Source organism: Infirmifilum tikiterense, from assembly GCF_054696565.1.
The window spans coordinates 1,091,739-1,114,346 of record NZ_CP182482.1; the positions used below are offsets into that span (position 1 = coordinate 1,091,739).

A 22,608-nucleotide genomic window follows, 5' to 3' on the forward strand; every position below is an offset into this window, starting at 1 on the left:
ATTTTGCCCCCGAAAAGGGGGTTACGCGACTGCTTGAGAAACTCTATAGAGGACTCTCTTTGGGTTCACAGGGTCTTCCAGCTTAGCGATGAAGCCCCTGGACGAGAGCAGGGCCAGCGCATATCTGACCGTCCTCTCCGGCAGGCCAGTCAGGTCGATGATCTCGCTTATGCCCAGCTCGCCCCCCTCCTCAAGCACTTTAAGCACAAGCTTAGCGCTTGGAGGCAGGTCCCGTAGCTCGGCGTATGTGAGCTTTCTCTTGGCCAGCGCGGTGCCTCTGCTCTCGGTTACCACGAGGTTTAGGTGGCCGCCTACAACCACTCGAACTTCCTCCTCCACTTCAACTCTCTCCACGCCGTCAGCCACCACTTCCACAGCCGTGCGGGAAGCGATGCCCCCCACTCGTATGCTGTTCCCCAGGCTCACCACAACCGGCCTCCTTCCCGGCTCCGTGCTGTTGACCGGGACGATGACGAGCGCCTCGGTGTCGAGGAGCACGACGGGCCCACCTGCTGACAGTGCGTATGCCGTCGAACCCAGCGGGGTGGCAACGATAACCCCGTCGGAAGTGTCGTGCCACAGGAGGTCCCCGTTCACCTCTAGGTCGTACTCCATGAGGGTCGCGCTCCTCCTGGGGAACACTGCGACCTCGTTGTTTGCTCTCACGTTGACCGTCCCGTCTGCCAGGGCAGACAGGACGGGTACACGCAGCGGCCCGATGCCTGCCGGGAGCTGGCTAGCCAGCTCAAAAGGAGCAGACCCGCGCTCACCTCCCGCCTAGAGGACGTCTTGGCCCTGAATCCCGACATAGTCGTCGAAGCCGCGAGCCAGGAGGCAGTTAGGGAGCACGCCAAGAGGATCCTCGAGCGCTCGGACCTAGTCGTGCTGAGCGTAGGGGCCCTCATGGAGGAGCAGACCCTCCGCGAGCTCCTCGATGTAGTGCGGAGGAGCGGTAGAAGGATCTACGTGCCCGCGGGGGCTGTTGGCGGGCTCGACGTGCTGAAGGCCTACTCGCAGGTGGGGGTCAGCAGGCTCAAGCTGGTGACGCGCAAGCCGGCGAAGTCCCTGGGGGCGGAGGTGCAGGGGCCCACGGTGGTCTTCAGGGGGAGGGCCAGCGAAGCGGTTAAAGCCTACCCGAAAAGCCTGAACGTCGCAGCCACCCTCTCGCTAGCGGCAGGCGTCGAAGCGGAGGTTGAGGTCGTGGCAGACCCCAGCCTCGGCAGGAACGTGCACGAGGTCGTGGCGGAGTCTCCCGTGGGCAGTGTTCGAGTGGTTCTCGAGAATGTCCCTTCTCCCGAGAACCCCAAGACGAGCTACCTCGCAGCCCTCTCCGCCGTTCGGGTGCTCAAAGAGATCTGCTCAGCTGAGGGAGGGCTTGTTATCCTCTAATTCAGGTGTAAGAAGAGGGAAAAACATATACCTAGGTTACGATTTTTCATAACCTAGGTATATGAGTATAAGGATTTACCTACGAAGGCGCGAGCAGAGGGAGATCGCCGAGCTTCAGGACATAGTCGTCAGCGTCCTGTACAGGGTGCTCAAGCCGCCGCCCGTGCTTCACGGGGGGACTGTGATCTGGAGAGTGTACAAATCCCCACGCTTCTCAGAAGACTTGGACTTGTACCACGAGAACCCGACGCTGTACCGGAGCCAGCTTGAGAGAGAGATGGAGTCATTTGAGCTTACTCTTAGGAAGCTGCGTGAAACGGCAAACGCGGTTTTCATGGTCGTTGGCGATCGCCGCGAGGTTAGGGTTGAGTTCACGAAACGTGATATGAGCAGTGTCTCCGTTGAGGCGGAGTTCGAGCTGGTTGACGGGGGCTTTATCGTTGTTCGCACACTCCCTCCGGAGCTTCTGCTAAGGGAGAAAGTCCAAGCTTACATCGAAAGGCGTAAGGCCCGGGATCTCTACGACGTGTACTACCTCTTGAGCCACCTGGATCCCCGCTCGGTGCGGGAGGAGCTCCAGAGGCTCTTAGCCTGCCTCGACGAACCTCCCCGAGACTGGGGGGAGCTCAGGGTTTTGATACTGAAGGGCCTTCCCCCGAGCTTCGAGACTGTCAGAGAGAGGATCTTAGGTGCTTTGAGATGAGGCACGTGGATAAGGTGAGAACTTACTTCAGCAGACCTGACAAACCTGCTTTCTCGGTGCACGAGCTCTACGCGCTCGGAATACCCCCCTCCTACGCCAAAGTACTTGTTCACACCCTGTTGTCGAGGGGTGAGGTCGTCAGGCTGAGAAAAGGGTGGTACAGCTTTTACAGAGACCCACTGGTCTTCATATTCACTCTTCCACCGCACACAGCGTACTACGGCCTCGGGTTTGCGGCCTACATACACGGAGCCTGGGACCAGGTGCCGAACCCCGAGGTGCTCACCTACGCCGCGTCTAGGAAGGTGAGAGCCGGCGTCTACACCGTGCTTGATACACCGCTCGTCGTTCGCCGCATATCCAAGAAGCTCTTCGGCTCCTACACTCTCGTCAGGTACGGAGACTGGAGCCTGCCCGTCTCTACCCCCGAGAAGACGCTCACGGACCTCTTCTACTTCGACTACCCATTCCTGGACGAGATCCTACCCCACCTGTTAGGGAAAATCCGACCTGAAGCCGTCAAAACTATTCTAGTAGAGTACCCGTACCCGCGGAGCGTGAAGAGGGAGGTGCTCAAAGCCCTAAAGGCTCACTCCGCAAGCTCCGGGGCCTAAGTCTCCGGAACCCGCAGTATGTTGGTCGCTGTGAAATCCTGCACCAGCGTGAGCCGAGGGAAGATTCACCTGTAACCTATCGGCGGTGAAGAGAACTCCTGCCACAGCAGGAGCAACCAGAGACGGCTGAGATCATCCGCCTTGGTGCAAGACTCCTTTGAGCTATGAACTTGGAACCGCGTCCACCAGTGCAGCGCCCTCGCAAAACACTGAGCTCCCCCGTCGCCTCGAGAGCCTTAACCGTTATCTGCACACCTTGAGCCGTAGAAACCGTTATCTGAGACCACCTGCATCTCTAGACGCATGACGCTGGAGATAAGCCTTAAGGGTAGGAGAGCGCTGGTAACCGCGGCCTCGGGCGGCATCGGCCTAGGTGTGGCGAAAGTCCTCGCCTCGGCTGGCGCCAGTGTTGTGATCGTGGCGAGAAACCTAGAACGGCTGGAGAGGGCGAAAAGGGAAGTCGCGGCTTTTTCGGGGCAAGAGCCCTTTGCGATCAAAGCCGACCTCACGAAGGAGGAGAACCTCGCAGAAGTCGTCAGAAAGCTTGAGGGCGCAGGCCCTCTCCGTTAGGTAGACGTAGCGCGTGACGCCGGCGACGGCCCCCTGACGAGGCCGGCTGAGCGCAACCTCTCGAGGACGCTGGTTATGTGTCTGGTGTTTCAGGTGCCGAACGCCTTGCTGAGCAGCTTTGGCTGCCTGAGGCGCCACAGAGCCCTTGCGAGGTTCGTTGCCTCGAGTCACCCTGCCACGCTCCCCCAGGCCTCTCCGCTGACCTCGATTATCACCGCTTAAGTATAAAAAATGGGGTTGTAAGCGTTCACAGATGCTGTGGCTGATAAGAACCGAGGGGCGTATAGGTGTTGCTCGAACGCCCTCCCTCAACCCCCTCTCAAGCCCGCTGAGAGCGAGGGAAGACAGGAGTCGAACACAGGAAGAAAACTGGGAAAAACTAAAAAAAGTAGCATTGCTACGGGAGGCACAGAGTCACCGTGAACGGAATCATGCCCCGCATCATCAAGACGCCAAGAGTCGAGGAGCTCGCCAGAGATACCGCGCGCAGAAAAGGGGTGAGCTACGAGGAGGCGCTCAGGAGGCTCTCCTCCGACGTGCCGGCTGGCCGCTTGGGTACTCCCGAGGAGATAGGGTACCTTGTAGCCTTCCTTGCCAGCGACTACGCCTCGTACATCAACGGCGCGATGATACCCGTAGACGGCGGCAAGCAAGCGTCGGTCTTCTAACGGAAAACTCAATCGGAAACACAGCACCAGCAAAGCAATATTTATTTTTTGTTTTTGGTTACACCGTGATACTATGTCCAGTACTCAGGGGGTCTCGGAGAGAAGGGAAGCGGTTAGGGAGGAGTGGCTGAGGCAGCACGGGCGGGTGGAGGAGAACGTTATCAGCTACGCGGATTACGTCCTGAGCGAGTACGAGAAAGAGCCGGAGAAGTACTCTAAGCACATCAACAATTTCATTGAGAGGGTTGAAGAACTCCTGTACCCTCATGACCAGTGGGAGGAGGAGAAGGCGTTTGCCCTATTCCGCGGCCACCCGCTAGTTAACGCCCTCACCTTACAGCACAGGGAGATCGAGCAACTGCTCTCGGGGGCGAAAAGCGAGGTAAACCCCGTGAGGAAGGTTCAGATGCTGAAGACCTTCCTCGAGGTTCTCAGGATCCACGTTAAAGCAGAGAACGAGCAGCTCATCCCGATGCTACGCTAGGCCCTAACAAGGGGATTAGGCTCTTAGCGAACCCCAAGCCCAGGGCGTTGAGCGTCTCCGGGGTCGGCAAGCCGCGCTCATCCCAGCCCATGAAGGCAAAGTACTCGGCACGCATCCTCTCGAGCTCACTCCTGTCAACTGCCTTGCCCTTGAAGGGGCCTGAGGGTAGCGGCTCGTAGAACCGCGGGGGCAGGTCGTCGTCCACGAGCGGCCTCCAGCTGACGTCCGGGCCACCGAGGAGCAACGCGATGCGCTGTAGGGCGAGTATCCTCTTGCCGTGCACGCTCATCCACTCCTCGCGGGTTATCCCGAACCCTGTTATGGCTTCAAGGAACTGGAACATCAGGTCGTCGATCGCGTTGAACGCGCATATGACTGCTGAGTCGGGGAACGTCATCCACAGCTCTCCCCACGGGGCGTCGAAGGGCTTCCTGGGGGCCGAGGTGTGGTCCCCGCCCTGAGTGCTCGTCGCATAGGAGAAGTGCGGCAGGTAGTCTTTTCCGCTTCTCACGCCGTGCGCGCCGATCCCAACGCCTTTGGAGTGGACCGCGTACCTCGTCGCGTCAACCCCTTTCCACTTGCTCACCGTCAGCGCGAATCGCAGGGTGCCCTCGGCCATGAGGTCTCCTATGCCCTCCCGCCGCGCGATGAGCTCCATGAGCCTAGCGAACGCCTCCGCGTTCCCCCACTTGGGCTCTATCCCGTGAAGCTCCTCCCCGGTGAGGATTCCCCTTTCGTACAGCTCGGCCACGAACCCCAGCAGGTTACCGGTCTGTATGCCGCACAGCCCCAGGTCGTCTGCGACCGAGGAGAGGTATATGCACGCGCGCGGCTCGAAGACACCCAGGTTGGTCCCCATGTACGCCTGTAGCTCGTAGTCAGGCGTATCGGTTAGGGCTCCTTTCCTGTCCCCGGACCTGAGGTAGGATATCTTCATGCAGGTAGACGGGCAACCGTAGTCGCCCCAGTACCGCTTAACCCAGTGCGCCTCAAAGTTCTGCTGACCCATGGAGCGGTTGTCGTGCCACTCCTCCTGCCAGTTCCTGACAGGCTCGCTGCTCGTCAAGGCGCCCGTAGCGTAGCCGCCCGACCCGGTCCCCCACTGCTTGAACGTCGTGTTCCTGTTGAGGCGCGCCCAAGCCTCCTTGATCAGAAGCTTCACCCAATCGGGGTGCTTGGCGCGGGGCATGGGCCCGTAGCCCTTGACGACCACAGCTTTAAGTCTCTTCGAGCCCATGACCGCGCCGTAGCCACCGTAGCCCGCGGCGTGGGTGAGCTTGGCCATGACCGCTGCCGTCCTCACGAGGTTCTCCCCCGCGGGGCCAATGTACAGGAAGCTTGGCTCCTTCGTAAGGCCCTCCCGCGCGAGGTGCTTGCGCTTGAGCTCAGACCACACCTCTCTCATCAGCTTCTCGTAAGTCTCGCGCCCCCTAAGCCCCCACAGGTGCTCCGCACCCCGTATCTCGACGTTGTCGCCCTCAACGTACAGGTACACGGGGTTGCGCGCCCTGCCTCTGACCACGATCCCGTCGTAGCCAGCGGCCCTGAGGTCTATCGCCACCTCGCTCGAGAGGACGCTACCCAGTATGCCGTTGCTCTGCGGTGACTTACCTGAGACCGCCAGCTTCACACCAGGGTAGTATCCGGTCAGGGGGCCTGTGAGGAAGAGGAGGATGTTCTCCTCCCCGAGAGGGTCAAGGTCGCGCCAGCGATCCCCGAGCTCGCGGAGAAGGAGGTACGCCGCTAGCCCGCGCCCACCGAGGAACATCCTCAGGAACTCTTCCTCGAGCTCCCTGACCGTCACCTTCTCCCTGGAGAGGTCCACCTCTAAGAGCCTCCCGTTGTAGCCGTACACCACTCCGGACCACCTCACGGGCCTCCGAACGTTGTCTCGAAGAGCCTCCTCGAGACCTCCTCCGGGAAGGTCGAGTAGACCTTGTAGGCGACGCTCTCGTAGGGAACCACCTTGAGCGCAAAGTACCCGGCCCCCTCGCAGGCCTTGACGCACTCAGGCTCGCCTCCACACAGGTCGCAGACCATAGCCTTCCTAGTTCTGGGGTGCAGGCGCATCACTTTCCCGGGGCAGGCGCGCACGCAGGCCCCGCAGCTCGTGCACTTAGACTCGTCGACGAGAACGGCGCCAGTCCGCTCGTCGGCTCTGAGGGCACCTTCCGGGCACGCCTTTATGCACGGGTAATCTCTGCACTGAGCGCACGTGTGGGGGACGTCAACCCCCGGGAAGAGCTCGAAGACCCTGATCCTGCTGGCTTCAGGCCACACGGTCCCCTCGTGCTTCAGGCTGCAGGCGACCTCGCAGAGCCTGCAACCGGAGCACCTCAGGGGGTCCCTGAGGATGAAGATATGCTGAGCCATTGGTTAGGGAAGCCTCATTACGCACAATTATTCTTTTCTGTTTACCGCTCGGAGTTGCCTGCAGGCTGTGCAACCTTTATTAAGCTGTCATAATACAGTCAGAGTGGTTAGCATGTGCTGGGGGGCACCCGCGGTTGTCGTGGAGTCCAGTGGACCAGTCGCTAAGGTGGACTACGGCGACGGCGTGATACGGGAAGTATTCGTGGGCATATCCGAGGGCCGGGTTGAGCCCGGAGACCTCGTGATGGTGCACGCCGGCGTCATCATTACAAAGCTGACCCCCGAGGGGATTCTCGAGCAGATAGACTTCATCAAGAGCGTGGTTGGCGAGGAGGCCTCAGCTTGGACGAGCATGTACGAGAACATCCTGAGGCTGGCTGATGAACTGAAAAGGGGTGGCCGATGAGCCTCGAAGAGGCAGTCACGCTCGCACACGGCCAGGGGGGCTCGGAGACCCTCGAGCTCTTAAGGAGGCTCGTTTTCTCCAAGGTGGATGAAAGCCTGAAGAAGGTTCCTAGGGGGCTGGGCATCGACAAGCCCGACGACGGCTCCCTAATACCCCTGCCGGACGGCCGCTACCTGGTGGTGACCGTCGACTCTTACACTGTCAACCCGCCCTTCTTCCCAGGAGGGAACATCGGGAGCCTCGCCGCGCACGGGTCGATCAACGACGTGGTCATGATGGGCGGAAAGCCCCTAGCAATGCTCGACTCAATAATTGCTGAGGAGGGCTTACCCATGGAGAGCCTCGAGAGGATAGTGGACTCCTTCGTCTCCGTCCTGAGGAGCGAGGGCATCGCCCTGATAGGCGGTGACTTCAAGGTCATGCCGAAGGGCCAGGTAGACAGGATCGTGATAACTACGGTCGGGCTCGGGGTAGCGGAGCACCCAATAGTCGACGAGCCTAAACCGGGTGACAAGATCATCGTCACCGATTACGTTGGAGACCACGGGACAGTGATACTCATGTCGCAGCTGGGCCTAGGGGACGTGGAGGAGATAGCCAGCGGCCTCCTGAAAAGCGACTCGAAGCCACTAACCCCCCTCCTCCCCGTTCTAGAGAAGTTCCACGGCTACATTAGCGCCGCCCGCGACCCCACGCGAGGTGGCCTAGCGGGTGTCCTGAACGAGTGGGCTCAGGAGTCCGGCCTCGTCTTCGTGGTGGAGGACGCCGAGCTGCCGATCCGGGAGCACGTGAAAAGATACGCGGAGATGCTGGGCGTAGACCCCGTTTACCTCGCCAGCGAGGGAGTCGCTGTGCTCAGCGTGCACCCCGAGGTAGCGGAGGAGCTCCTGAGGGAGCTCAGGGCGAGAGGTTTCCCCAACGCGAGGATCATAGGCGAGGCTCGCCTCAGCGAGAAGTACAGGGGGTACGTTCTCTCCAGAACGCCGGTGGGCGGCTTCAGGGTCATCGAGCCCCCGCGCGGCGTGCTCGTGCCAAGGATATGCTGAGGGAGAGGTGAAGGGTCTGCGAGCGCTCAAGTTCAGAGGGGTTACCCTGGTCAGGAGTGGCTTCGCGGGCGTCAAGCTCTCGTACATGGAGTCCTCCATATGCATTGACGTGCCTCAGCCTGCCGGCTGCGCCGCGGCTCTCTACACGCACAATCACCCGAGGCACGCGCCCCAAACCCCTCCTCAAGTGCCCGTTTACTCCCCGTTCGCTGGCCGGAGGGTAGCCCCCGGTGAGCGGCTAGAGCTGGTTGCTGGCGTAAAGCTCCTCGCGGTCCACGCGTACAGCCTCGGCTTCGCTGGCGCCGAAGCCCACCCCAAGGGCGTGGGGGTAGGTTTCCTGCTTGAGTTCCCCACTGGCCTCCGCGTCTACCACGCCGGGGACACGGACCTCGTTGGCGAGGTGCTCGAGCTCAGGGGCCTTGTCGACGTGGCTTTCCTCCCGGTCTCCGGGAGGAGCGTAATGAACCCGGAGGAGGCCGCGGAGGCTGTGAGGACGCTGAGGCCCGCCATCGCGGTCCCCGTGCACGAGGAGACTTCCTCTCAAGCCCGCACGTTCAAGAGGCTGGCGCAGCCCTACACTCAAGTCGTCTTAATGGAGGCCTGAGGCTTATGAGCGTCGAGAGGATTGTCCCTCCGTCCATGAGGTTTAAGGCTATCAGCCTCCAGGAGTACCGCAAAGCCTACGCGGCGAGCATCGACGACCTGCAGGGCTTCTGGAGCCAGCAGGCTAAGGGGCTTGTGTGGAAGCGCGAGTGGGCAGCGGTCGTTGCGGGGTCTGGGCCGAACACCAGGTGGTTCGTCGGCGGGGAACTGAGCCCGTACGAGAACGTGATCTTGAGGCACAGAGAGACGAACGTGTGGTCCAAAACCGCGATCCTCTACGTGAACGAGAGTGGCGAAGGCCACGCCCTGACCTACAGCGACCTGGACTCGCTGGCCGAAAGGGTGAGCTGCGGCCTTAAGGGGCTCGGCTTGAGTAAAAGTGACTGGGTGGCCGTTTACAGCCCCCCGAACGTCGAGAGCTTCGCTTTCATGCTGGGAGCGCTCCGCGCGGGGCTACCCTTCGAACCAATATTCACGGGCTTCTCGCCGGCAGAGATGGCGCGCAGAGTGCTCAGAAGAGGGGCTAAGGCGCTTTTCGTGACTCCCAGCTACCTCAGGAGGGGGAGGCTCGTGGACTTCATGGGCTCGGGGAAGACCCAGCTCGAGAAGCTCGCTGAAGCGGGAATCAAGGTGATTGTCAACGACCCTGCCGGCGCGTACGAGTCCTTCACAGGCTTCGCGGACATCCTCGAGAATTGTAGTGCTGGGGCTGAAAGCCTGGAGTCGAGTAGCCCGCTTTTCGGGCTCCACAGCGCATACGCGGACGGGTTCAAGCCCATAACCCACCCAGCCGGAGGCTTTCTTGTTCAGACTTACGCCACTTCGAGGTGGGTCGGGCTCAGGCCCAGGGATACGGTCTTCTGCACGGTCTGGCCCGGGTGGATCACAAGCGTGACGTACCAGTTCTTCGGCTCTCTGATGCTCGGATCAACCATTCTGCTCTACGACGGGGCACCTGACTGGCCAAGCTGGAGCAGGTGGATCGACATGATCGACTCCTACGCCGTCACGGTGTTCCTGACCACGAGCAGCGCCCTCCGCATGCTCTCGAAGCAGGACTCTACGATCTTCGCGGGTAAGAACGACACCCTGAGGGAGATCATCGTCACCGCCGAGCCCCTCGAGCCAGAGGTCTGGCGCTGGGCGTACGCCACCCTAGGCACCCTCCCATACCCCATCGTCGACTCGAACCCCGGGAAGGGTGGAAGCATCCCCGTCCTGAGCATGTTCATACAAAGCGAGGTCGGGACGTTTTTCACAGGAAACCTAGTGAACTACACCTTCACGCACATCGAGCCCGGCTCCTCGGGCCCACCATTCCCAGGCTTCCACGTAGACGTGGTCGACGAGCTTGGGAACAGCATTAGAGGAAAGCCCGGGAGGCTAGTGCTCAGGAAGCCCTGGGTCTCTGTGCCCGTGGAGGCTCCTGAGGAGTTCTACGAGGCGTGGAGGAACGGGTACTACGACACAGGCGACCTCGCGGTGATGAACCCGGAGGGCTACGTGTACCCTCTCGGCAGGCGGGACGAGGTGATGAAGGTCAGCGGTTACAGGCTCAGCCCCGGGGCCCTAGAGGAAGCTGCACGACTAGCCGGCGCGGACTGGGCTTTAGCGTTGCCCTTGAGGAACCCTGATAGGCTGGAGGCCCCCGTGCTCATCTACCATGGTGACGCTGAAGAGGAGGAGGTGATTAGGGCGGTGCGCGAGGCTGTAGGTCCCATCGCGACCCCGGTCAAGGTCATTCGAGTCAGCGGTAAACCCGTGGTACATGCGTCGCGCGCGGATTTGGCGTCCCTCGCGAGGAAGGGGGAGCTGGAGTTCGTGCTGAGGCTACTTTCATCTTAGATAAAATTTCAGGCACACTAAAAGTATAGCGGAAAATTTTTCACGTCATTTGTGGGGAAACCTGTTTAAACTGCAACTTTTTCCGGATAAAGCTCAGAACACTTTTATGCGTGCAGGTCATAGACTCAAACCGCAAGAAGGGTGAAAAACATGAAGGCCCGGGTTCTCCTCGAGAACATACAGGTCTCCGACTTGTTCGAGTCTCTTTCAAGCGCCCAAAAGAGGCTCGTCCTCCACGTATTCTCAGAAACCCTACACGCCTTAACATCATCCTTCCTCAAGAGGGGTTTCACGTGGCTACTGCCGGTGGTGACGAGTAAGGCGACAGACCCCCTATGGCCCGACCCCGGAGCGAGCATAGAGGCTCGTCCGGAGCTGGAGCTCTACGGGGAGCGTGCGAGGCTGACGCAGAGCATGATCCTCCACAAGCAGCTACTGGTGGCGGCCGGCTACGAGAAGGTGTTCGTTCTATCACCGAACGTAAGAGTCGAGAGGCGCGACCGCGCGAAAACCGGGAGGCACGCGTACGAGTTCACGCAGCTCGACTTTGAGGTGAAAGGAGCCAAGCGCGAGGACATTTTCAGGCTAGTTGAGGGTGTGCTGGCGGAGGTTGTAGAGCACCTGGAGGAGTGCTGCGAGAAGCATCTATCGGAGCTCGGCGCTGAGCTGGCGAAGCTCAGAGCCCCGTTCAAGGTTTACAGGATGAAGGAGCTTGAAGAGAAGTATGGCCCCGACTGGGAAACACTGGCCTCGATCGAGTCGAGCGAGCCCTTCTGGGTGACGGACATCCCGAGGGAGTTTTACGACTACGAAGACCTCGAGAGGGGGGAGTGGCGCAACTACGACCTAATCCTCCCTGAAGGATACGGGGAGGTGCTGTCGGGCGCTGAGAGGGAGTGGCAGTACGACAAGATAGCTTACAAGATGAGGAGAGACGGCGTGAGCATGGACTCCTACAGGTACTACTTAGAGCTCGCGAAAAGGGGAGTACTTGTACCGAGCGCCGGAGCGGGGATAGGTGTGGAGAGGCTTGTTCTCTGGCTCACGAAGCGGTCCCACATCGCGGAGGTTCAGCCTTTCCCGAGGATCCCTGGAATCGTGATGCCCCTGTAGCAGTTTAAGCCTCCCGAACAACGTTTCTTACTTTTTCTGGCACGTCTGTTATAATGTAGTCCACTCCTAGATTCGCGAGCTCTAGCGCCTTCGCTGGGTCATTCACGGTCCATACCGCCACCTTGTACCCAGCAGAGTGGAGCTCCTCGACGAGCTCTCCGTCAACGAAGTCGTAGTGTATGGATACCCCGTCAGCGCTGGCCAGCTCAACCTCCTTCACGGGGTCAGCGGGGCGGTACTGGACGTTCCCGAGAAACACGAGAACGGCGCTGTCGGCTTCCTTGGCGTAGCGGAGAGTGTGGTGGAAGCCGCTACTGACTATCACCTCCTTTACGCCGAACCGGCGGGCGAGAGCTACAGCCTCCCTCTCTATCCCCCGGGACTTCAGGTCCAGCCAAACGCCGCTCCTGCCGTCTACAATCGACAAGTGCTCTTCAAGGGTGCTGGGCCTTAGCAGGGGGTCGCGGCCCTCTATGAGGAGGTACCCGTAGCCCATTATCATCCTTCTAACCCCGTGGGATGCGGTCTCGGCCCCGTGCCTGACTATCAGGGCTCCGTCACTCCTGCGAGCCACGTCGAACTCTATCACCTTAGCGCCCTCCCTAAGGTACTTCAGGAGTAGGCTTCTCTTATTGGCCTTGTGGGCCACGATAACGGTCATACCGCTACGTTTCCTAGCCACACATTGGGAGAATATATCGGTTGCGTTCAAGCAAGGTCAAGTATGTCCCGTAGGAGCGATGACACACCGTCAAGCGTCTCCAGCACTCTAGGTGAGATAGACGTCCTGCTACCCTCCAGCGCCTTCTCCAGCCTACCGTAAAGCTCGAGCGCTTCCTCTCTGCTACCGCTCTCACCTAAAACTAGCGCCACAGCACTTCGCTGGAGGCTTTCCAGCAGGCTTAGAAGGTCACCTGGTACCTTCTCGGGCCGGATCCCGCCACGGAGCAGCTTCTCGTATAGGTCGCCGATGTTCTCGAGGTTGCGCACGACAAGCCTGATGTCCACGAGGCGCGGCTTCTCAGAGCTCGGGTACAGGGGGTCTGAGACCCTGCTCCTGATTATCCTGACAGCCAGGAAGTAAAGCCTGTCAACGATGTCGTCCATAGCAAGGAATTTCTCGGCGAGAGAGGGATCCCCGGTTTCCAGTGCCTGTAAGGTCAGCCTGAGCATCGCGAGGGTTATCGAGCTCATCCTCTGCACGATAGAGTTCAGGTCGTAGTCCGGCCTCGTGAAGCACTGAAGAGTGATCGTGCCTGGCTCTTCTCCAACCACCTCCAATCCGAGTAGAATTTGCCTAACCCGCTCCACGACCCTTAAAACCTCATCGCGGCACTCATCGCTAACGGCTACCTCAACGACCTCAAACCCCCTCAAGTACGCGGAAACGAGCTTCCTGTACAGGTCGCCTCCGCAAGTGATCCTGATGCTCTTCACCCCCTCCCTCCTGTCCTTGAGCTTCAGGGGGGTGATTCGTAGCGACCCGTCCTCCTCAGCCTCGAGGACCACTACACCCCTGTCTCCAATGTTCTCTGACACCCAGCTCCTCGGCAAGGCAACGTAGTAGCTACCACCTATCTTCACTACCCTACGGGTTTCCACATGTTGATTAAACATATTTAGCCTATTAAAGGTTGGCTCTCATCGCAAAGCATATTACTGCTCCGCGCAAGTGTGGACGCGAGGGGCTTTGCCCAGCACGCTCAGAACCGCACTGATAGTTGCCGGGTCCCTACTCTACGTTGTACTCGTGATGCCGATCAAAGCCCTACTGAACCTCATGGAGGCTGGTCCCGACGGCGTGGTGCTCATAGCCCCCGGGGCTGGCAAGGTGGTCTTGGAGCCCAGGGTCAGGGGAGAGGTGCTCGGCCTCGTGTACTCGTGGAGTGCGGGGGCAGGCCTCCTGCTGACCCCCCAAGGTAAACTCGTCAGAAAGCTCCGCTCCCTAGACTTCAAGGGCTACGTCTTAAGCCTCGCAGCGTCCCTGAAAACGTACCTTGAGTCGAAGGGCTACAGCGTCAAGGTGGTGCTGAAAGAGGTATTCCAGGAGGAGCTGGTTGCCGTCGTGGAAATTAAAAAGAAGAGCGTGGCGACACGGATTCTCGAGATGCTCAAAAACGCGTAAAACTGCTCAGCCCCCTTAGGATCTTTTAATGATGTAGATTTTCGAGCCAATGAGCTGGTTGTTTGGAACTAAAGCTAGGGTGCCGTCGTCCTTCTTAATGACGGTGAAAAGCGTCGAAATATCCTCGACGATCCCCTGCTCCCCTGCGACATTCACGTAGTCTCCTATCTTTATTGGCCGCACGAGGAGAACGAACAGGCCCGCGATGGCCTGGCCGAGAACCTGCTGAGTCGCGAAACCGATAACCATTCCTATGAAGCCTCCCAGCGCCACGCCAGCCGCTCCGCCAGCAGCCCCTCCAGCTATCCCCGCCGCCTGGGCCCCGATGCCCAGGATCGTGAATATGCTCCTGACAGCCGCGGCTGTGCTGTGCGGGTACTTAACCCTCAGCATCCAGTAGACAAGGTTGGAGAAGCTCCTGATTATCATGTAGCCGAAGAACAGGGCGAGACCTATAGCTACGTAGGAGGAGTACGGATCCAGGAGAGGCTTCACCTGCGGGATGACCGACGGTAACGCTGTGAAAACCAAAGCACTCACGACGATGTAAGCCGCTATCCAGGAAACAAGGTTTACAATACTACCCCTGATCTTACTGGCAACGTTCTCTCCCGACATCATTGAGGAAGCACCTAGCTTGTATTTAAAATATTTAGTAAATATTTAGTTCAAAGCTCTCCAGGCAGGACGCAGCTTCTAAACCCTTGCAAAAACCGGTTGAAAGTTCTCTGCTACTCGGTCCGGCCAGCACCCCTCTATCCTTACTTTAATCTGCGTTAAAGTCCCGAAAGTCTATCAAAGGTTAGATAAAACTATGAACCCTGAGTGCCACTGCTACAAGAAGCGCGGAGGGTCGAGAGCCGGACCAGCGGGTAAAAGCTAAAGAGTGACTATTTGCCTGAAAAACCAGAGGCAGGTATGAGGTGTGCAGTAGCTCTGGTTACCATGATTGTCGCATGGGCCATTCTCGTTCAGGCACAGTGCCCGGAGCCGTTAGACGCTAAGGCCTGCGAGGTGATTCTGAGCATTCCTGGGGCCAGGCTCGACACCCTTAAGCTCACCGCTGTAGCCCAAGTGAGGGAAACGGCTCCCGGAGTCTACGCCTACAGGAGCGGGTTCGACGAGCGCTTCGCCGTGATCCTGAGCCTGGAGGCGCTACCTGCAACGGGTAAGCAGTACCCTGTGATACGTGTACAGGCGGTGCCCGAGGCTCAGGGGGTCACGGACTCCGACATCAAGAGGGTGCTGGGCCTGGAGCTCGACAGGCTGACGGGCAAGGGCATCATCCAGGGGGTCAGCGAGGAGGAGAGGTCTGCTCTCGTCGCAACCGCCCATCTGGGCCTCGCAGGCTGGGACAGGAGGCTCGTGTTCGACGGAGGCGCTTGGAGGCCTTTCAACGAGTCCTCACTGTACACCCCTCAGCGCGGTTGCCTTGTGCAACCCGTCACGGACTACTCCTCTCTTCCCGTTTGGCCGGCGGAACCCGCTGCCGGCTCTCTAGCCTTCCCGGTCTTCGCCGCCTGTGCAGTTGTAACGGCCCTCGTAGCGTGGAGGCTCTTAGCCAGGCGCAAAAGTTAATTTGCGGCGTACGTGTCATCTGTAGTGGCGCAAGGGATATGGTGCCCCTGCTCGGCTTCTGGGACTCAGTTCTGCTCATCCTGCTCGGAGTGTTCACGGCTCTCTGGGGCGTTAAGCTCGCGCGGCTAGTAGCGTCCCTGGTGTTCGGCTTCGCGATGGGGTACGTGTTTTACGCTTACTCCACCCCAGCGCTCAAAGCCACCTTTACGCCGCTCGTCCTCTTCCTCGTAGGCTTCATCGTGGGGGCAATGATCGGCTTCTCGGCCTTCAAGATGGTTGTATCCCTGCTCTCAGGCTACATCCTCGCGGAGCTTCTCGTCTCAACAGGCTACGTGGCAAACGGGGAGACGGCTGTCCTCGTCCTAGCGCTGGCTTTCGCAGTGATAATCTACGCCCTCATGGATAAGGCTCTAGCCATCGGCTTCGCCCTGCTCGGGGCAGGGATGGTCTACCAGGGTCTCCTCGCCGCCGGGATACAGGGAAGCTTAGCGCTCATCCTGGCTCTAGCCGTCTTCGTTATCGGAGTGCTACCCCAGATGAGAAGGCTGTGATGTAAAACTTTCAAAGACGACTCCCGGGCGATTTTTAAAAGCTGAAAAGCCTTCGTCTCGGGAAAGCTTAAAGTATAAGTAGAAGCCCCCTGTAGCCATCTAGAAAAACATGTGAGCCGTACCCCTGGCTCTTGCGCTGCGTGGTAGTCCCCGCTACCGTAGCTGTTAAGGGCCTGCCTCACCTCACCCCAGCTCCCAGAGACAAGGGGGTTACTTTCAAGCTCCTTGATGCGTTCAGGTATGTTTGTAGTTACCAGCGGCGGGCCAGATTGGAATACTAGAGAGCTTAGCAGAGAGTAGTACGGGTTGGAGCTCGGGTCGAGGACTAAGCTCAGAAGCTGAAGGGTGAACTCGTTGGCACTCAGCTTATCGGCTTCAAGCGTTATCACTCCTAGCTTGGCGAGTCGGTTGAACCAAAAGTGTACCATGAACGGGGCGGGTCCCATTGCTTCTGCTAAATCCTCCGCAATTACCCATGCGCATGCTTTACCCTTCGGAAGCGAATTGAGAAGCTTTTCCAAATTCTCGAGGAACTCTCGGGTCATGCAGTAGAGGGTCGCGCGTGAGAGAAGCGCTTCGAGCGTTAGCAACGCCTTTGTCAACTCTAGAGGAGGTAGCTTGAGCATGAACCTACCTAGCTCTGTTAAGTTCCACTTCTCCCCATCCCAGTAAATGAGGTTGAGCTCGCTGGCATACTCTAGCAGGTACAGCGGATAGGGAGCGCAAATTCCTCCTTCATCAATTATTTCAACAAGAGTATCAACTATAACGCGATCAACGGGAGAGGAGCTACTTGGTTCTAAGCCTGCCAAACTCTTCGGAGCATCCACCAGGTAGGCATATGCTTTGTTTTGTTCTAATTTAAGCTCGCGAGTCAAGTAGTAGTACGCTACTTTAATTCCTCTCTGGTACTCCCGCCACAAAACATCTTCTAATACTCCTGCTACGCGGGGCTCATCCTTACGCTTTAGCGCTAGCTTCGTAAACTCGCTGACGACGTCTCTGACAACCGAAATAGCTTCCACATCATGAGGTGGGGGGTAGTACTTTGGGCTTGCATCCACCATTGCGAGGACTTTTCTTAAATCTTCCGACAACATATGAGCCCCCTCACGTATTTCACTCTCTTACCCATAAGTAGGCTCACAGTGGCTTGGTTTTAACCTTGTGCTTGTTTTTTCCAAAAACGAGCTCACGCCACTTGACCTCAACTCATGGTTCCTGCTTTGCATCTCCTGATGCTATCTGCATCTCACAGCATGTGAGCATGAGTGAGAGGCGGCCAGCTGGCTGCCTCAGAAAGAGGGGTAACAGAGTCTCGCATCGTGCGACGACAGCCCCTTAGGATTAGCGGGTCTCACGCTGAAATAAGCCGGTGTGATTCTCGCGCGCGGATATTTCAGCCAACGAAAAGTAAACCCGGTAGAGATCAAGCAGCGTTGACATGATCAGGATTACAGCCACGAACAGAGCGAGCCACGAGGTGAGGCCTTGGAGGTACTGGGCGGCGATGACAAGGCATCCTACGGCGTGCTGAAGGAGGATCGTCGTTTTCACTGTTGAGGCGCTCTGGGCGGGCGAGAGGGAGTGCCAAGAGGTTTTTTCCGGTACACCCTATAAGCGAGAATGCACCCAAGAGAAGTTGTGATCGTGGCAAACAACAGGATAAGAGGAAAAGGAGCCCCTAAAAGATAATAAAGGGCTCCAACAGCCGCGCTAACAGCGGAGGAGAGGTATATGAGGTATATGGCAGAGGCCTGCGCCACGATGTTGACCCCCAGCTGGCGGGAGTCTCCCTTCGAGCCCTCTCGGGGAGCACTCTCCTGCACATGGTGAATGGAGAATGCCTTTATTTTAGCTTTTCTGCCCGCGGGGCTGGAGGCTCCCGCATAAGCTATGCTTCTCGGAAAAACTCGGCATAGGCTTAGGGTGCATGTAGCTGTCCCTCATGGCTCCCTGTATCTCACAGCGTGTGAAGTAGAGCACAGTGCCTGCTAACCACTCTAGGAGCCGGGGTAAACCCATTATCTCATAAATTGTGACGGCTCTCCAGGGCTCAGCAGAAAAGCTTCCTGGGGCAGGTGTTGCTTGAAGCACATGCAGTGTGAGCGCTCTCTCAGAGAGCTTGGGGCTCAGCTAGGGGAGAAAAACCGCTTTTCATCTCACCTTCTATGAGGCTCGTTGCGCAAGCCTCTTCTCGAACCGCTGCAATACCTCGTATGCTATTGGCTCCCAGCTGGGCACAGGCATGAGGCTCTCCGAGTCGGCTACGTATACCCTGGGCTTAACCGCTAGGTTCAGCATGGTCAGGAGGCCGTAGAGGCTCGCCTGGGCCTTCTCCCTCGCCATCGGGCTGTAGCTCTTGTACTCGATGACGCTCACCCTGTAGCCGCCGCCGTCGCGCTCGAACACGAGCTCGTCAGGCACCCCGTAGAGCCAGCCCCACCTGAAGCGCCAGGCCAGCGGCAGCGGCGAAGCCCAGCTCTCCTGCTCGAATAAAGCATAGGGGTCGAGGTTCAACAGCCTCGCGTGCAGGTCCCTGCCGGCCTCGGCGCCCCTCCCCCTCCCGCCCCTCATACCGGTCACCACCTGCGTCACGCCGAACCCCGGCTCCCTCCCCTTAACGGCCCGTAGGTAGCGCTCAAGGGTCAGCGTAATCAGGCTAGGCTTCAGGGCACTCACTGCCGTCCACCACTCCCCCGGAGGCGATGCAGAACTCCGCCTCAGCGCTCTTCGGCAGGTAGGGGCTGTCCAGGACCTGGATGACGTGCTTGCCCTGCCCCGCCTTCCTGAGGATGAACCTGTGGGTAGAGGCGTGCGCCACGATGTTCCCGCCTGCGGGTATCTTGATCGCCATGAGCCCTGGCATGGGCGAGGACATCACCTGGTTGGTTATCACCGTGAAGAGGGGCTGGTAGACCCTGCCGAGCCTCTTCAGCCAGTCCAAGACGTAGTTGAGGCGCTGCTGCCTCATCGCCAGCCACTCCCTGCCGCGGAACTGGGCCCTGTACAAGGCGATAACCGAGTCGACGACGATGAGCCGCACGCCCCTCTCCTCGATCAACCGGGGTGCCTTAGACCTAACGGCGTGCTCCATCGCCACAACGCTCTCCACCCTCTCAACGTAGACGCTCCTCAAGGCTTCGGTGCCGTCGAGCCCAAACCTCGCCGCAACCTCCCGTATGCGCTGCGGGCTGAACGTTCCCTCCGTGTCGATGTACAAGGCTTTGCCCGCAAACCCGCCCCTCTCCCGCGGCAGCTGCGCAGTCACCGCCAGCTGGTGGCACAGCTGCGTCTTACCCGTGCCGAACTCCCCCGCGAACTCGTAGATGGCGCCGCTCTCCAAACCTCCTCCCAGCAACTCGTCTATTGACTGCACCTGTGTTTTGAGCCGCGGGACCTGCGCGAGCATCTTCTCGTACTCCTCCGCAGTAACCTCGCCCGAGCCCATCAAGCCCAGCATGCGCCTAGCCTCGACGATCAGCTCGTAGGCCCGCGCGGGCTCGATCGAAGCCATCTCCTCCAGCTCCTCCGGGTTCATGACCGCTAGCTGCCTCAGGGTGCGTATACCGGCCTCCTCGAGCTTCTTGAGCGTTACGCGCCCCACACCCTTCAAGTCCTCCAGGCTCATCGCTAACAGTTTCGGTAAACTATAATAAATAGTTTAGCGCCTCCTCTAGTAGGATGAGCTCTGAGCTGAAGCCTAAGTGCCCTATCTGCGGCAGGGAGATGGAGGTTGTTGTTGAGCGGAGGGCTTCGCTGGTCTGCCTCTGCCCCGAGCACGGCCGCTTCTACGTCTGCAAGCACTGCGGCTACGCTACGAGGAGCGCTAGGGCTATCGCGGGCCACGCCAGGCTGCACGGGCGCGTAGAAATTACTGGCAGTAATAACGAGGCTCCCCCGGGCGGGGCGGCGGGCAGCGGGGATACTCCTCGTAAAATACAGCTAAATCTCGATAAATCTCGTAAAACACCGCTAGATTTCGATGAATCTAGTAAAATACCGTTAAACTCCGATACTCCTCGTAAAATACAGCTAGATTTTGATGAACCTCGTAAAATACAGTTGAATTCCGATGAATCTCGTAAAATACCGCTGGGCGCAGGCGAGCACCGAGAGCCCGAGGCTGGTAGCGCGCTCGACCCGGAGCAACTCGCAGACAGGCTGCTGGAGGGGAAAGTGAGCATCCAGGAGCTCAGCGTCCTCACCGAGAGGCAGCTCCTCCTCGTCGTAGCGGCGCTCATCGTCAAGCTGAGCCGCCAGCCGCGCGGCCGCGCAACCGAGCCCACAGAGGAGCAGGCCGAGCTACCGAGCTTCGTCAGAGACAACCCCTGGCTGGACGTGCTGAGGGGGAGGCGTGAGGCCTGAGGTCCTCAGCGAGTCCTACCTCCCATCGAGGCTCGTCAAGAGGGAGGACAGGCTGCAGCTACTGAGGCTCGCACCGCCTCAAGGCTTGATCGCTGTCGTGGGACCGGCCGGCACAGGGAAGACCACGCTCGCGAAGCTAGCGTTCGAGGGCGCGGTGTGGGTGGACTGCGGCGTCCACGGCTCCCACGCAGGGGTCTACGGCGCGCTGCGCCGCTCGGGCCTCCGGGGCTCCGAGGCCGGCAGGACGGTGGTGTTTGACGACTTCACCCTCGCGCACAGGACGCCGAAGCTCTGGGACCTTGTGCTGAGGCTCGCGGAAATGAACCGGGTCGTGCTCGTAGTGCACCCCTCGGTGAGGGGTGAGCTGAGGGGCGCGCCGCTCCTCGTGGAGATGCCGCCCTACAGCGCAGAGGAGCTCTACCTCATCCTGGAGGACAGGGCGCTCCAGGGAGACCTGCCCGTCACCGACAAGGTTCTACGCTACATAGCGGAGAAGTTGGGATACCCCAGGGGTAGCGGCAGCGCTAGGCTTGCTGTAAGGGCCCTGCGCTACGCCCTGCAAGCCGCTCAGCCGGGGCCCGTCTCCGTGAGGCACGCCGAGCTCGCCCTCTTGAGGCTCTAGCCCTCCTGAAGGCCTCCACCTCCTCGTGCGCGCTCCTCAGCTCCTCCGGGCTGAAGCACACCTCCCCGATGCACGTCCTCTCCTCGCGCACCTCAGCCCCCTCTATACCTTTGCACCCGGGCTTAAAAGGCGGTTAAAGAGAGATTGAGGATCGCCGTGTTAGAGCGCCGAATGTGAAGCATCGCTACTGTGAGGCCTCGCCCGCCATCTTCCTGGCTAGCTTGTCGAGCAGCTCCGCCACCTCCCTGCCCTTATCCGTTAGGGTGAAGATCCTCGTCCTCCTACCGGCCTGCTTCTCCCTGACGAGGCCGCGCTCCTCCAGGTCCATGATCACCCTCTCGACGTAGATGGAGTCGCCCTTGAGGAGCGAGCGGAGCTCGCTCTTGATCGCCATCCCCTCCCTGTACAGGTAGAGCAGGACGAGTATGTGCCTCCGCTCCATGAACCAGAGCTCCTCAGCGCCACCCCCCTCGCCCTCCCCGCTCACAGAGGCCACCCACCTAACCCCAGCGCGCCGGGTGTATAATCGGTACCAAGATAAATCAATTTTTTAAGATAGTGCAGCTCCTAGGTGTTGTGAGCTTCGAGGTCACCTTCGCGCCGCTCGAGAAGCTGGACGTGAGCGGGGAGTACAACGCCCGCCGAATAGTCCCCAGCGAGGAGGTCAAGAAGCTGAAGGAGAACATCAGGCTCAACGGCCTCCTGCAACCGCTAGTGGTGACTCCGCCCGAGGAGGGCGGCGACAAGCTCTACGTCGTCTGCGGCCGCCTCCGCCTCGAGGCCCTCAAGCGCCTCAGCCAGGAGGACCCCCAAGCGTTCCAGAGGCTCTTCCCAAGCGGCGTCCCCGTTGTTGTGAGGAGGATGTCGAGGCGTGAGGCCCTGATCCTCAGCCTCTCCGAGAATATTAGGAGGGGTAGCATGGGCAGGGACGAGATCGGGGAGGTGGTCACGCTGCTCGAGGAGCGCTTCGGGCTGAGCAGGGAGGAGGTCCAGAGGCGCCTGCAGCTCGCCGCCCTTGAGCTAGACCACATCCTCCAGGTCTACAGGGCCCTGAGGCAGCCCACCCCGTCTGTGAAGCCGGGCAGGCCGCCGAGGGAGGGGAGGCCCGAGTCCTCCAAAACCGCCAAGGCGGTGCTGAGGCTGACTGTGAGGAGGCTGGCGATGAGGGGCCTCGTCAAGAACGAGAGGGAGGCCGTGAGGAGGCTGGACGAGCTGGCCAAGGGTCTCTCGATCGCCGAGTCTAGGATCCTCGCCCAGAGGATCAGGCAGGAGCCCCGGATCCTCACCGACGAGAGCAAGCTGAAGAGGGTCGTCGAGGAGATCAGGGCGCAGAACTACATGGACCGCGTCGTCAGCCTGCGTGCAGACATCATCGAGCGCGTCGAGAGGCTCGCGAGGAGGCAGGGGAAGCGCTTCGACGAGGTCGTCAACGAGCTCCTGGAGAGGGCGCTGAGCCAGCTCGGGGTGTAGTTAATCCTTTAACGGCCTTGCTTAGCCTTTACGGGTTTTCAACATCCCGAAAGTAGCCCCTAGGCTCCGCACGCGGGCTT

At 59.6% G+C, this 22,608-nt stretch carries 25 protein-coding genes and 2 pseudogenes; 17 read left to right on the forward strand and 10 right to left on the reverse strand.

What is annotated here, in order from left to right; translation table 11 throughout:
* Positions 1–21: 21 nt before the first annotated feature.
* A complete protein-coding gene (locus ACNO7C_RS06075) occupies positions 22–666 on the reverse strand; it encodes a sugar kinase (protein ID WP_460024226.1) in 645 nt (214 codons plus the stop codon).
* Positions 667–714: 48 nt separating this feature from the next.
* Between ACNO7C_RS06075 and nadX the strand changes: the two are divergent.
* The 6 genes and pseudogenes from nadX to ACNO7C_RS06105 form a co-directional block, all read left to right on the forward strand.
* Positions 715–1,389 (forward strand): annotated as a pseudogene (gene nadX / locus ACNO7C_RS06080) (aspartate dehydrogenase); the annotation flags it as partial.
* 61 nt (positions 1,390–1,450) lie between these two features.
* The gene (locus ACNO7C_RS06085) at positions 1,451–2,092 is read left to right on the forward strand and encodes a nucleotidyl transferase AbiEii/AbiGii toxin family protein (RefSeq protein ID WP_460024227.1); all 642 of its coding nucleotides are present in this window, start codon (positions 1,451–1,453) and stop codon (positions 2,090–2,092) included.
* The gene (locus tag ACNO7C_RS06090; RefSeq protein ID WP_460024228.1) at positions 2,089–2,706 is read left to right on the forward strand and encodes a type IV toxin-antitoxin system AbiEi family antitoxin domain-containing protein; all 618 of its coding nucleotides are present in this window, start codon (positions 2,089–2,091) and stop codon (positions 2,704–2,706) included. The genes ACNO7C_RS06085 and ACNO7C_RS06090 overlap by 4 nt, the downstream gene beginning before the upstream one ends.
* 303 nt (positions 2,707–3,009) lie before the next feature.
* A complete protein-coding gene (locus tag ACNO7C_RS06095) occupies positions 3,010–3,276 on the forward strand; it encodes an SDR family NAD(P)-dependent oxidoreductase (protein ID WP_460024229.1) in 267 nt (88 codons plus the stop codon).
* A gap of 401 nt (positions 3,277–3,677) precedes the next feature.
* Positions 3,678–3,944: pseudogene (locus tag ACNO7C_RS06100) on the forward strand (SDR family oxidoreductase); the annotation flags it as partial.
* A gap of 73 nt (positions 3,945–4,017) precedes the next feature.
* Positions 4,018–4,428 (forward strand): hemerythrin domain-containing protein, encoded by a 411-nt coding sequence (locus ACNO7C_RS06105; RefSeq protein ID WP_460024230.1) that lies wholly within the window; start codon positions 4,018–4,020, stop codon positions 4,426–4,428.
* Here the strand turns inward: ACNO7C_RS06105 and ACNO7C_RS06110 are convergent.
* Together ACNO7C_RS06110 and ACNO7C_RS06115 are read right to left on the reverse strand one after the other, a co-directional pair.
* Positions 4,409–6,283, reverse strand: coding sequence for an aldehyde ferredoxin oxidoreductase family protein (locus ACNO7C_RS06110; RefSeq protein ID WP_460025913.1), 1,875 nt, complete (start codon positions 6,281–6,283; stop codon positions 4,409–4,411). The genes ACNO7C_RS06105 and ACNO7C_RS06110 overlap by 20 nt on opposite strands.
* A gap of 14 nt (positions 6,284–6,297) precedes the next feature.
* Positions 6,298–6,801, reverse strand: coding sequence for a 4Fe-4S dicluster domain-containing protein (locus ACNO7C_RS06115; RefSeq protein WP_460024231.1), 504 nt, complete (start codon positions 6,799–6,801; stop codon positions 6,298–6,300).
* 112 nt (positions 6,802–6,913) lie between these two features.
* Between ACNO7C_RS06115 and ACNO7C_RS06120 the strand changes: the two genes are divergently transcribed.
* The 5 genes from ACNO7C_RS06120 (at position 6,914) to ACNO7C_RS06140 (ending at position 11,814) form a co-directional block, all read left to right on the forward strand.
* A complete protein-coding gene (locus ACNO7C_RS06120) occupies positions 6,914–7,207 on the forward strand; it encodes a HypC/HybG/HupF family hydrogenase formation chaperone (RefSeq protein ID WP_460024232.1) in 294 nt (97 codons plus the stop codon).
* Positions 7,204–8,253 carry a hydrogenase expression/formation protein HypE gene (gene hypE, locus ACNO7C_RS06125; RefSeq protein ID WP_460024233.1) on the forward strand — a complete coding sequence of 350 codons (1,050 nt, stop codon included), beginning with the start codon at positions 7,204–7,206 and terminating at the stop codon, positions 8,251–8,253. Before ACNO7C_RS06120 ends, hypE begins: the two co-directional genes overlap by 4 nt.
* A gap of 7 nt (positions 8,254–8,260) precedes the next feature.
* Complete coding sequence (locus tag ACNO7C_RS06130) at positions 8,261–8,857, forward strand: MBL fold metallo-hydrolase (RefSeq protein WP_460024234.1); 597 nt, start codon at positions 8,261–8,263, stop codon at positions 8,855–8,857.
* 5 nt (positions 8,858–8,862) lie between these two features.
* Positions 8,863–10,701 carry an AMP-binding protein gene (locus ACNO7C_RS06135; protein ID WP_460024235.1) on the forward strand — a complete coding sequence of 613 codons (1,839 nt, stop codon included), beginning with the start codon at positions 8,863–8,865 and terminating at the stop codon, positions 10,699–10,701.
* Positions 10,702–10,851: 150 nt separating this feature from the next.
* Positions 10,852–11,814: an asparagine synthetase A gene (locus ACNO7C_RS06140; protein WP_460024236.1), complete on the forward strand. Its 963-nt coding sequence runs from the start codon at positions 10,852–10,854 to the stop codon at positions 11,812–11,814.
* A 4-nt stretch (positions 11,815–11,818) separates the two neighbouring features.
* On the opposite strand, the gene ACNO7C_RS06145 is transcribed toward ACNO7C_RS06140, so the two are convergent.
* Positions 11,819–12,475, reverse strand: coding sequence for a glycerophosphodiester phosphodiesterase (locus ACNO7C_RS06145; protein WP_460024237.1), 657 nt, complete (start codon positions 12,473–12,475; stop codon positions 11,819–11,821).
* Between the two features lie 47 nt (positions 12,476–12,522).
* Positions 12,523–13,416: a PhoU domain-containing protein gene (locus ACNO7C_RS06150; RefSeq protein ID WP_460024238.1), complete on the reverse strand. Its 894-nt coding sequence runs from the start codon at positions 13,414–13,416 to the stop codon at positions 12,523–12,525.
* Positions 13,417–13,504: 88 nt separating this feature from the next.
* On the opposite strand from ACNO7C_RS06150, the gene ACNO7C_RS06155 reads away from it, so the two are divergent.
* A complete protein-coding gene (locus ACNO7C_RS06155; protein ID WP_460024239.1) occupies positions 13,505–13,939 on the forward strand; it encodes a hypothetical protein in 435 nt (144 codons plus the stop codon).
* Positions 13,940–13,954: 15 nt separating this feature from the next.
* Here ACNO7C_RS06155 and ACNO7C_RS06160 read toward each other — a convergent pair whose 3' ends face one another.
* Positions 13,955–14,560: a mechanosensitive ion channel domain-containing protein gene (locus ACNO7C_RS06160; protein WP_460024240.1), complete on the reverse strand. Its 606-nt coding sequence runs from the start codon at positions 14,558–14,560 to the stop codon at positions 13,955–13,957.
* Positions 14,561–14,857: 297 nt separating this feature from the next.
* On the opposite strand from ACNO7C_RS06160, the gene ACNO7C_RS06165 reads away from it, so the two are divergent.
* Positions 14,858–15,517: a hypothetical protein gene (locus ACNO7C_RS06165; protein WP_460024241.1), complete on the forward strand. Its 660-nt coding sequence runs from the start codon at positions 14,858–14,860 to the stop codon at positions 15,515–15,517.
* A gap of 38 nt (positions 15,518–15,555) precedes the next feature.
* Positions 15,556–16,068, forward strand: a complete 513-nt coding sequence (locus ACNO7C_RS06170) for a hypothetical protein (protein WP_460024242.1) — start codon at positions 15,556–15,558, stop codon at positions 16,066–16,068.
* Here ACNO7C_RS06170 and ACNO7C_RS06175 read toward each other — a convergent pair.
* The 3 genes from ACNO7C_RS06175 to radA form a co-directional block, all read right to left on the reverse strand.
* Positions 15,966–17,168, reverse strand: coding sequence for a hypothetical protein (locus ACNO7C_RS06175; protein ID WP_460024243.1), 1,203 nt, complete (start codon positions 17,166–17,168; stop codon positions 15,966–15,968). The genes ACNO7C_RS06170 and ACNO7C_RS06175 overlap by 103 nt on opposite strands.
* 1,069 nt (positions 17,169–18,237) lie before the next feature.
* Positions 18,238–18,750 (reverse strand): hypothetical protein, encoded by a 513-nt coding sequence (locus ACNO7C_RS06180; protein ID WP_460024244.1) that lies wholly within the window; start codon positions 18,748–18,750, stop codon positions 18,238–18,240.
* Complete coding sequence (radA, locus tag ACNO7C_RS06185; protein WP_460024245.1) at positions 18,731–19,699, reverse strand: DNA repair and recombination protein RadA; 969 nt, start codon at positions 19,697–19,699, stop codon at positions 18,731–18,733. Before radA ends, ACNO7C_RS06180 begins: the two co-directional genes overlap by 20 nt.
* Positions 19,700–19,752: 53 nt before the next feature.
* Between radA and ACNO7C_RS06190 the strand changes: the two genes are divergently transcribed.
* Together ACNO7C_RS06190 and ACNO7C_RS06195 are read left to right on the forward strand one after the other, a co-directional pair.
* Complete coding sequence (locus ACNO7C_RS06190; protein WP_460024246.1) at positions 19,753–20,436, forward strand: hypothetical protein; 684 nt, start codon at positions 19,753–19,755, stop codon at positions 20,434–20,436.
* Positions 20,426–21,058 (forward strand): Cdc6/Cdc18 family protein, encoded by a 633-nt coding sequence (locus ACNO7C_RS06195; protein ID WP_460024247.1) that lies wholly within the window; start codon positions 20,426–20,428, stop codon positions 21,056–21,058. Before ACNO7C_RS06190 ends, ACNO7C_RS06195 begins: the two co-directional genes overlap by 11 nt.
* A gap of 184 nt (positions 21,059–21,242) precedes the next feature.
* On the opposite strand, the gene ACNO7C_RS06200 is transcribed toward ACNO7C_RS06195, so the two are convergent.
* Positions 21,243–21,545 carry a winged helix DNA-binding protein gene (locus ACNO7C_RS06200; protein ID WP_460024248.1) on the reverse strand — a complete coding sequence of 101 codons (303 nt, stop codon included), beginning with the start codon at positions 21,543–21,545 and terminating at the stop codon, positions 21,243–21,245.
* A gap of 89 nt (positions 21,546–21,634) precedes the next feature.
* On the opposite strand from ACNO7C_RS06200, the gene ACNO7C_RS06205 reads away from it, so the two are divergent.
* On the forward strand, positions 21,635–22,528 hold the full coding sequence (locus ACNO7C_RS06205; RefSeq protein WP_460024249.1) for a ParB/RepB/Spo0J family partition protein: 894 nt from the start codon (positions 21,635–21,637) through the stop codon (positions 22,526–22,528).
* Positions 22,529–22,608: the final 80 nt, after the last annotated feature.

Coding starts and splice junctions, on each gene's coding strand:
- ACNO7C_RS06085 (WP_460024227.1), top strand. CDS start 1,451: ATGAGTATAAGGATTTACCTACGAAGGCGCGAGCAGAGGGAGATCGCC.
- ACNO7C_RS06090 (WP_460024228.1), top strand. CDS start 2,089: ATGAGGCACGTGGATAAGGTGAGAACTTACTTCAGCAGACCTGACAAA.
- ACNO7C_RS06095 (WP_460024229.1), top strand. CDS start 3,010: ATGACGCTGGAGATAAGCCTTAAGGGTAGGAGAGCGCTGGTAACCGCG.
- ACNO7C_RS06105 (WP_460024230.1), top strand. CDS start 4,018: ATGTCCAGTACTCAGGGGGTCTCGGAGAGAAGGGAAGCGGTTAGGGAG.
- ACNO7C_RS06115 (WP_460024231.1), bottom strand. CDS start 6,801: ATGGCTCAGCATATCTTCATCCTCAGGGACCCCCTGAGGTGCTCCGGT.
- ACNO7C_RS06120 (WP_460024232.1), top strand. CDS start 6,914: ATGTGCTGGGGGGCACCCGCGGTTGTCGTGGAGTCCAGTGGACCAGTC.
- hypE (WP_460024233.1), top strand. CDS start 7,204: ATGAGCCTCGAAGAGGCAGTCACGCTCGCACACGGCCAGGGGGGCTCG.
- ACNO7C_RS06135 (WP_460024235.1), top strand. CDS start 8,863: ATGAGCGTCGAGAGGATTGTCCCTCCGTCCATGAGGTTTAAGGCTATC.
- ACNO7C_RS06140 (WP_460024236.1), top strand. CDS start 10,852: ATGAAGGCCCGGGTTCTCCTCGAGAACATACAGGTCTCCGACTTGTTC.
- ACNO7C_RS06145 (WP_460024237.1), bottom strand. CDS start 12,475: ATGACCGTTATCGTGGCCCACAAGGCCAATAAGAGAAGCCTACTCCTG.
- ACNO7C_RS06160 (WP_460024240.1), bottom strand. CDS start 14,560: ATGATGTCGGGAGAGAACGTTGCCAGTAAGATCAGGGGTAGTATTGTA.
- ACNO7C_RS06165 (WP_460024241.1), top strand. CDS start 14,858: ATGAGGTGTGCAGTAGCTCTGGTTACCATGATTGTCGCATGGGCCATT.
- ACNO7C_RS06170 (WP_460024242.1), top strand. CDS start 15,556: ATGGTGCCCCTGCTCGGCTTCTGGGACTCAGTTCTGCTCATCCTGCTC.
- ACNO7C_RS06175 (WP_460024243.1), bottom strand. CDS start 17,168: ATGTTGTCGGAAGATTTAAGAAAAGTCCTCGCAATGGTGGATGCAAGC.
- radA (WP_460024245.1), bottom strand. CDS start 19,699: ATGAGCCTGGAGGACTTGAAGGGTGTGGGGCGCGTAACGCTCAAGAAG.
- ACNO7C_RS06190 (WP_460024246.1), top strand. CDS start 19,753: ATGAGCTCTGAGCTGAAGCCTAAGTGCCCTATCTGCGGCAGGGAGATG.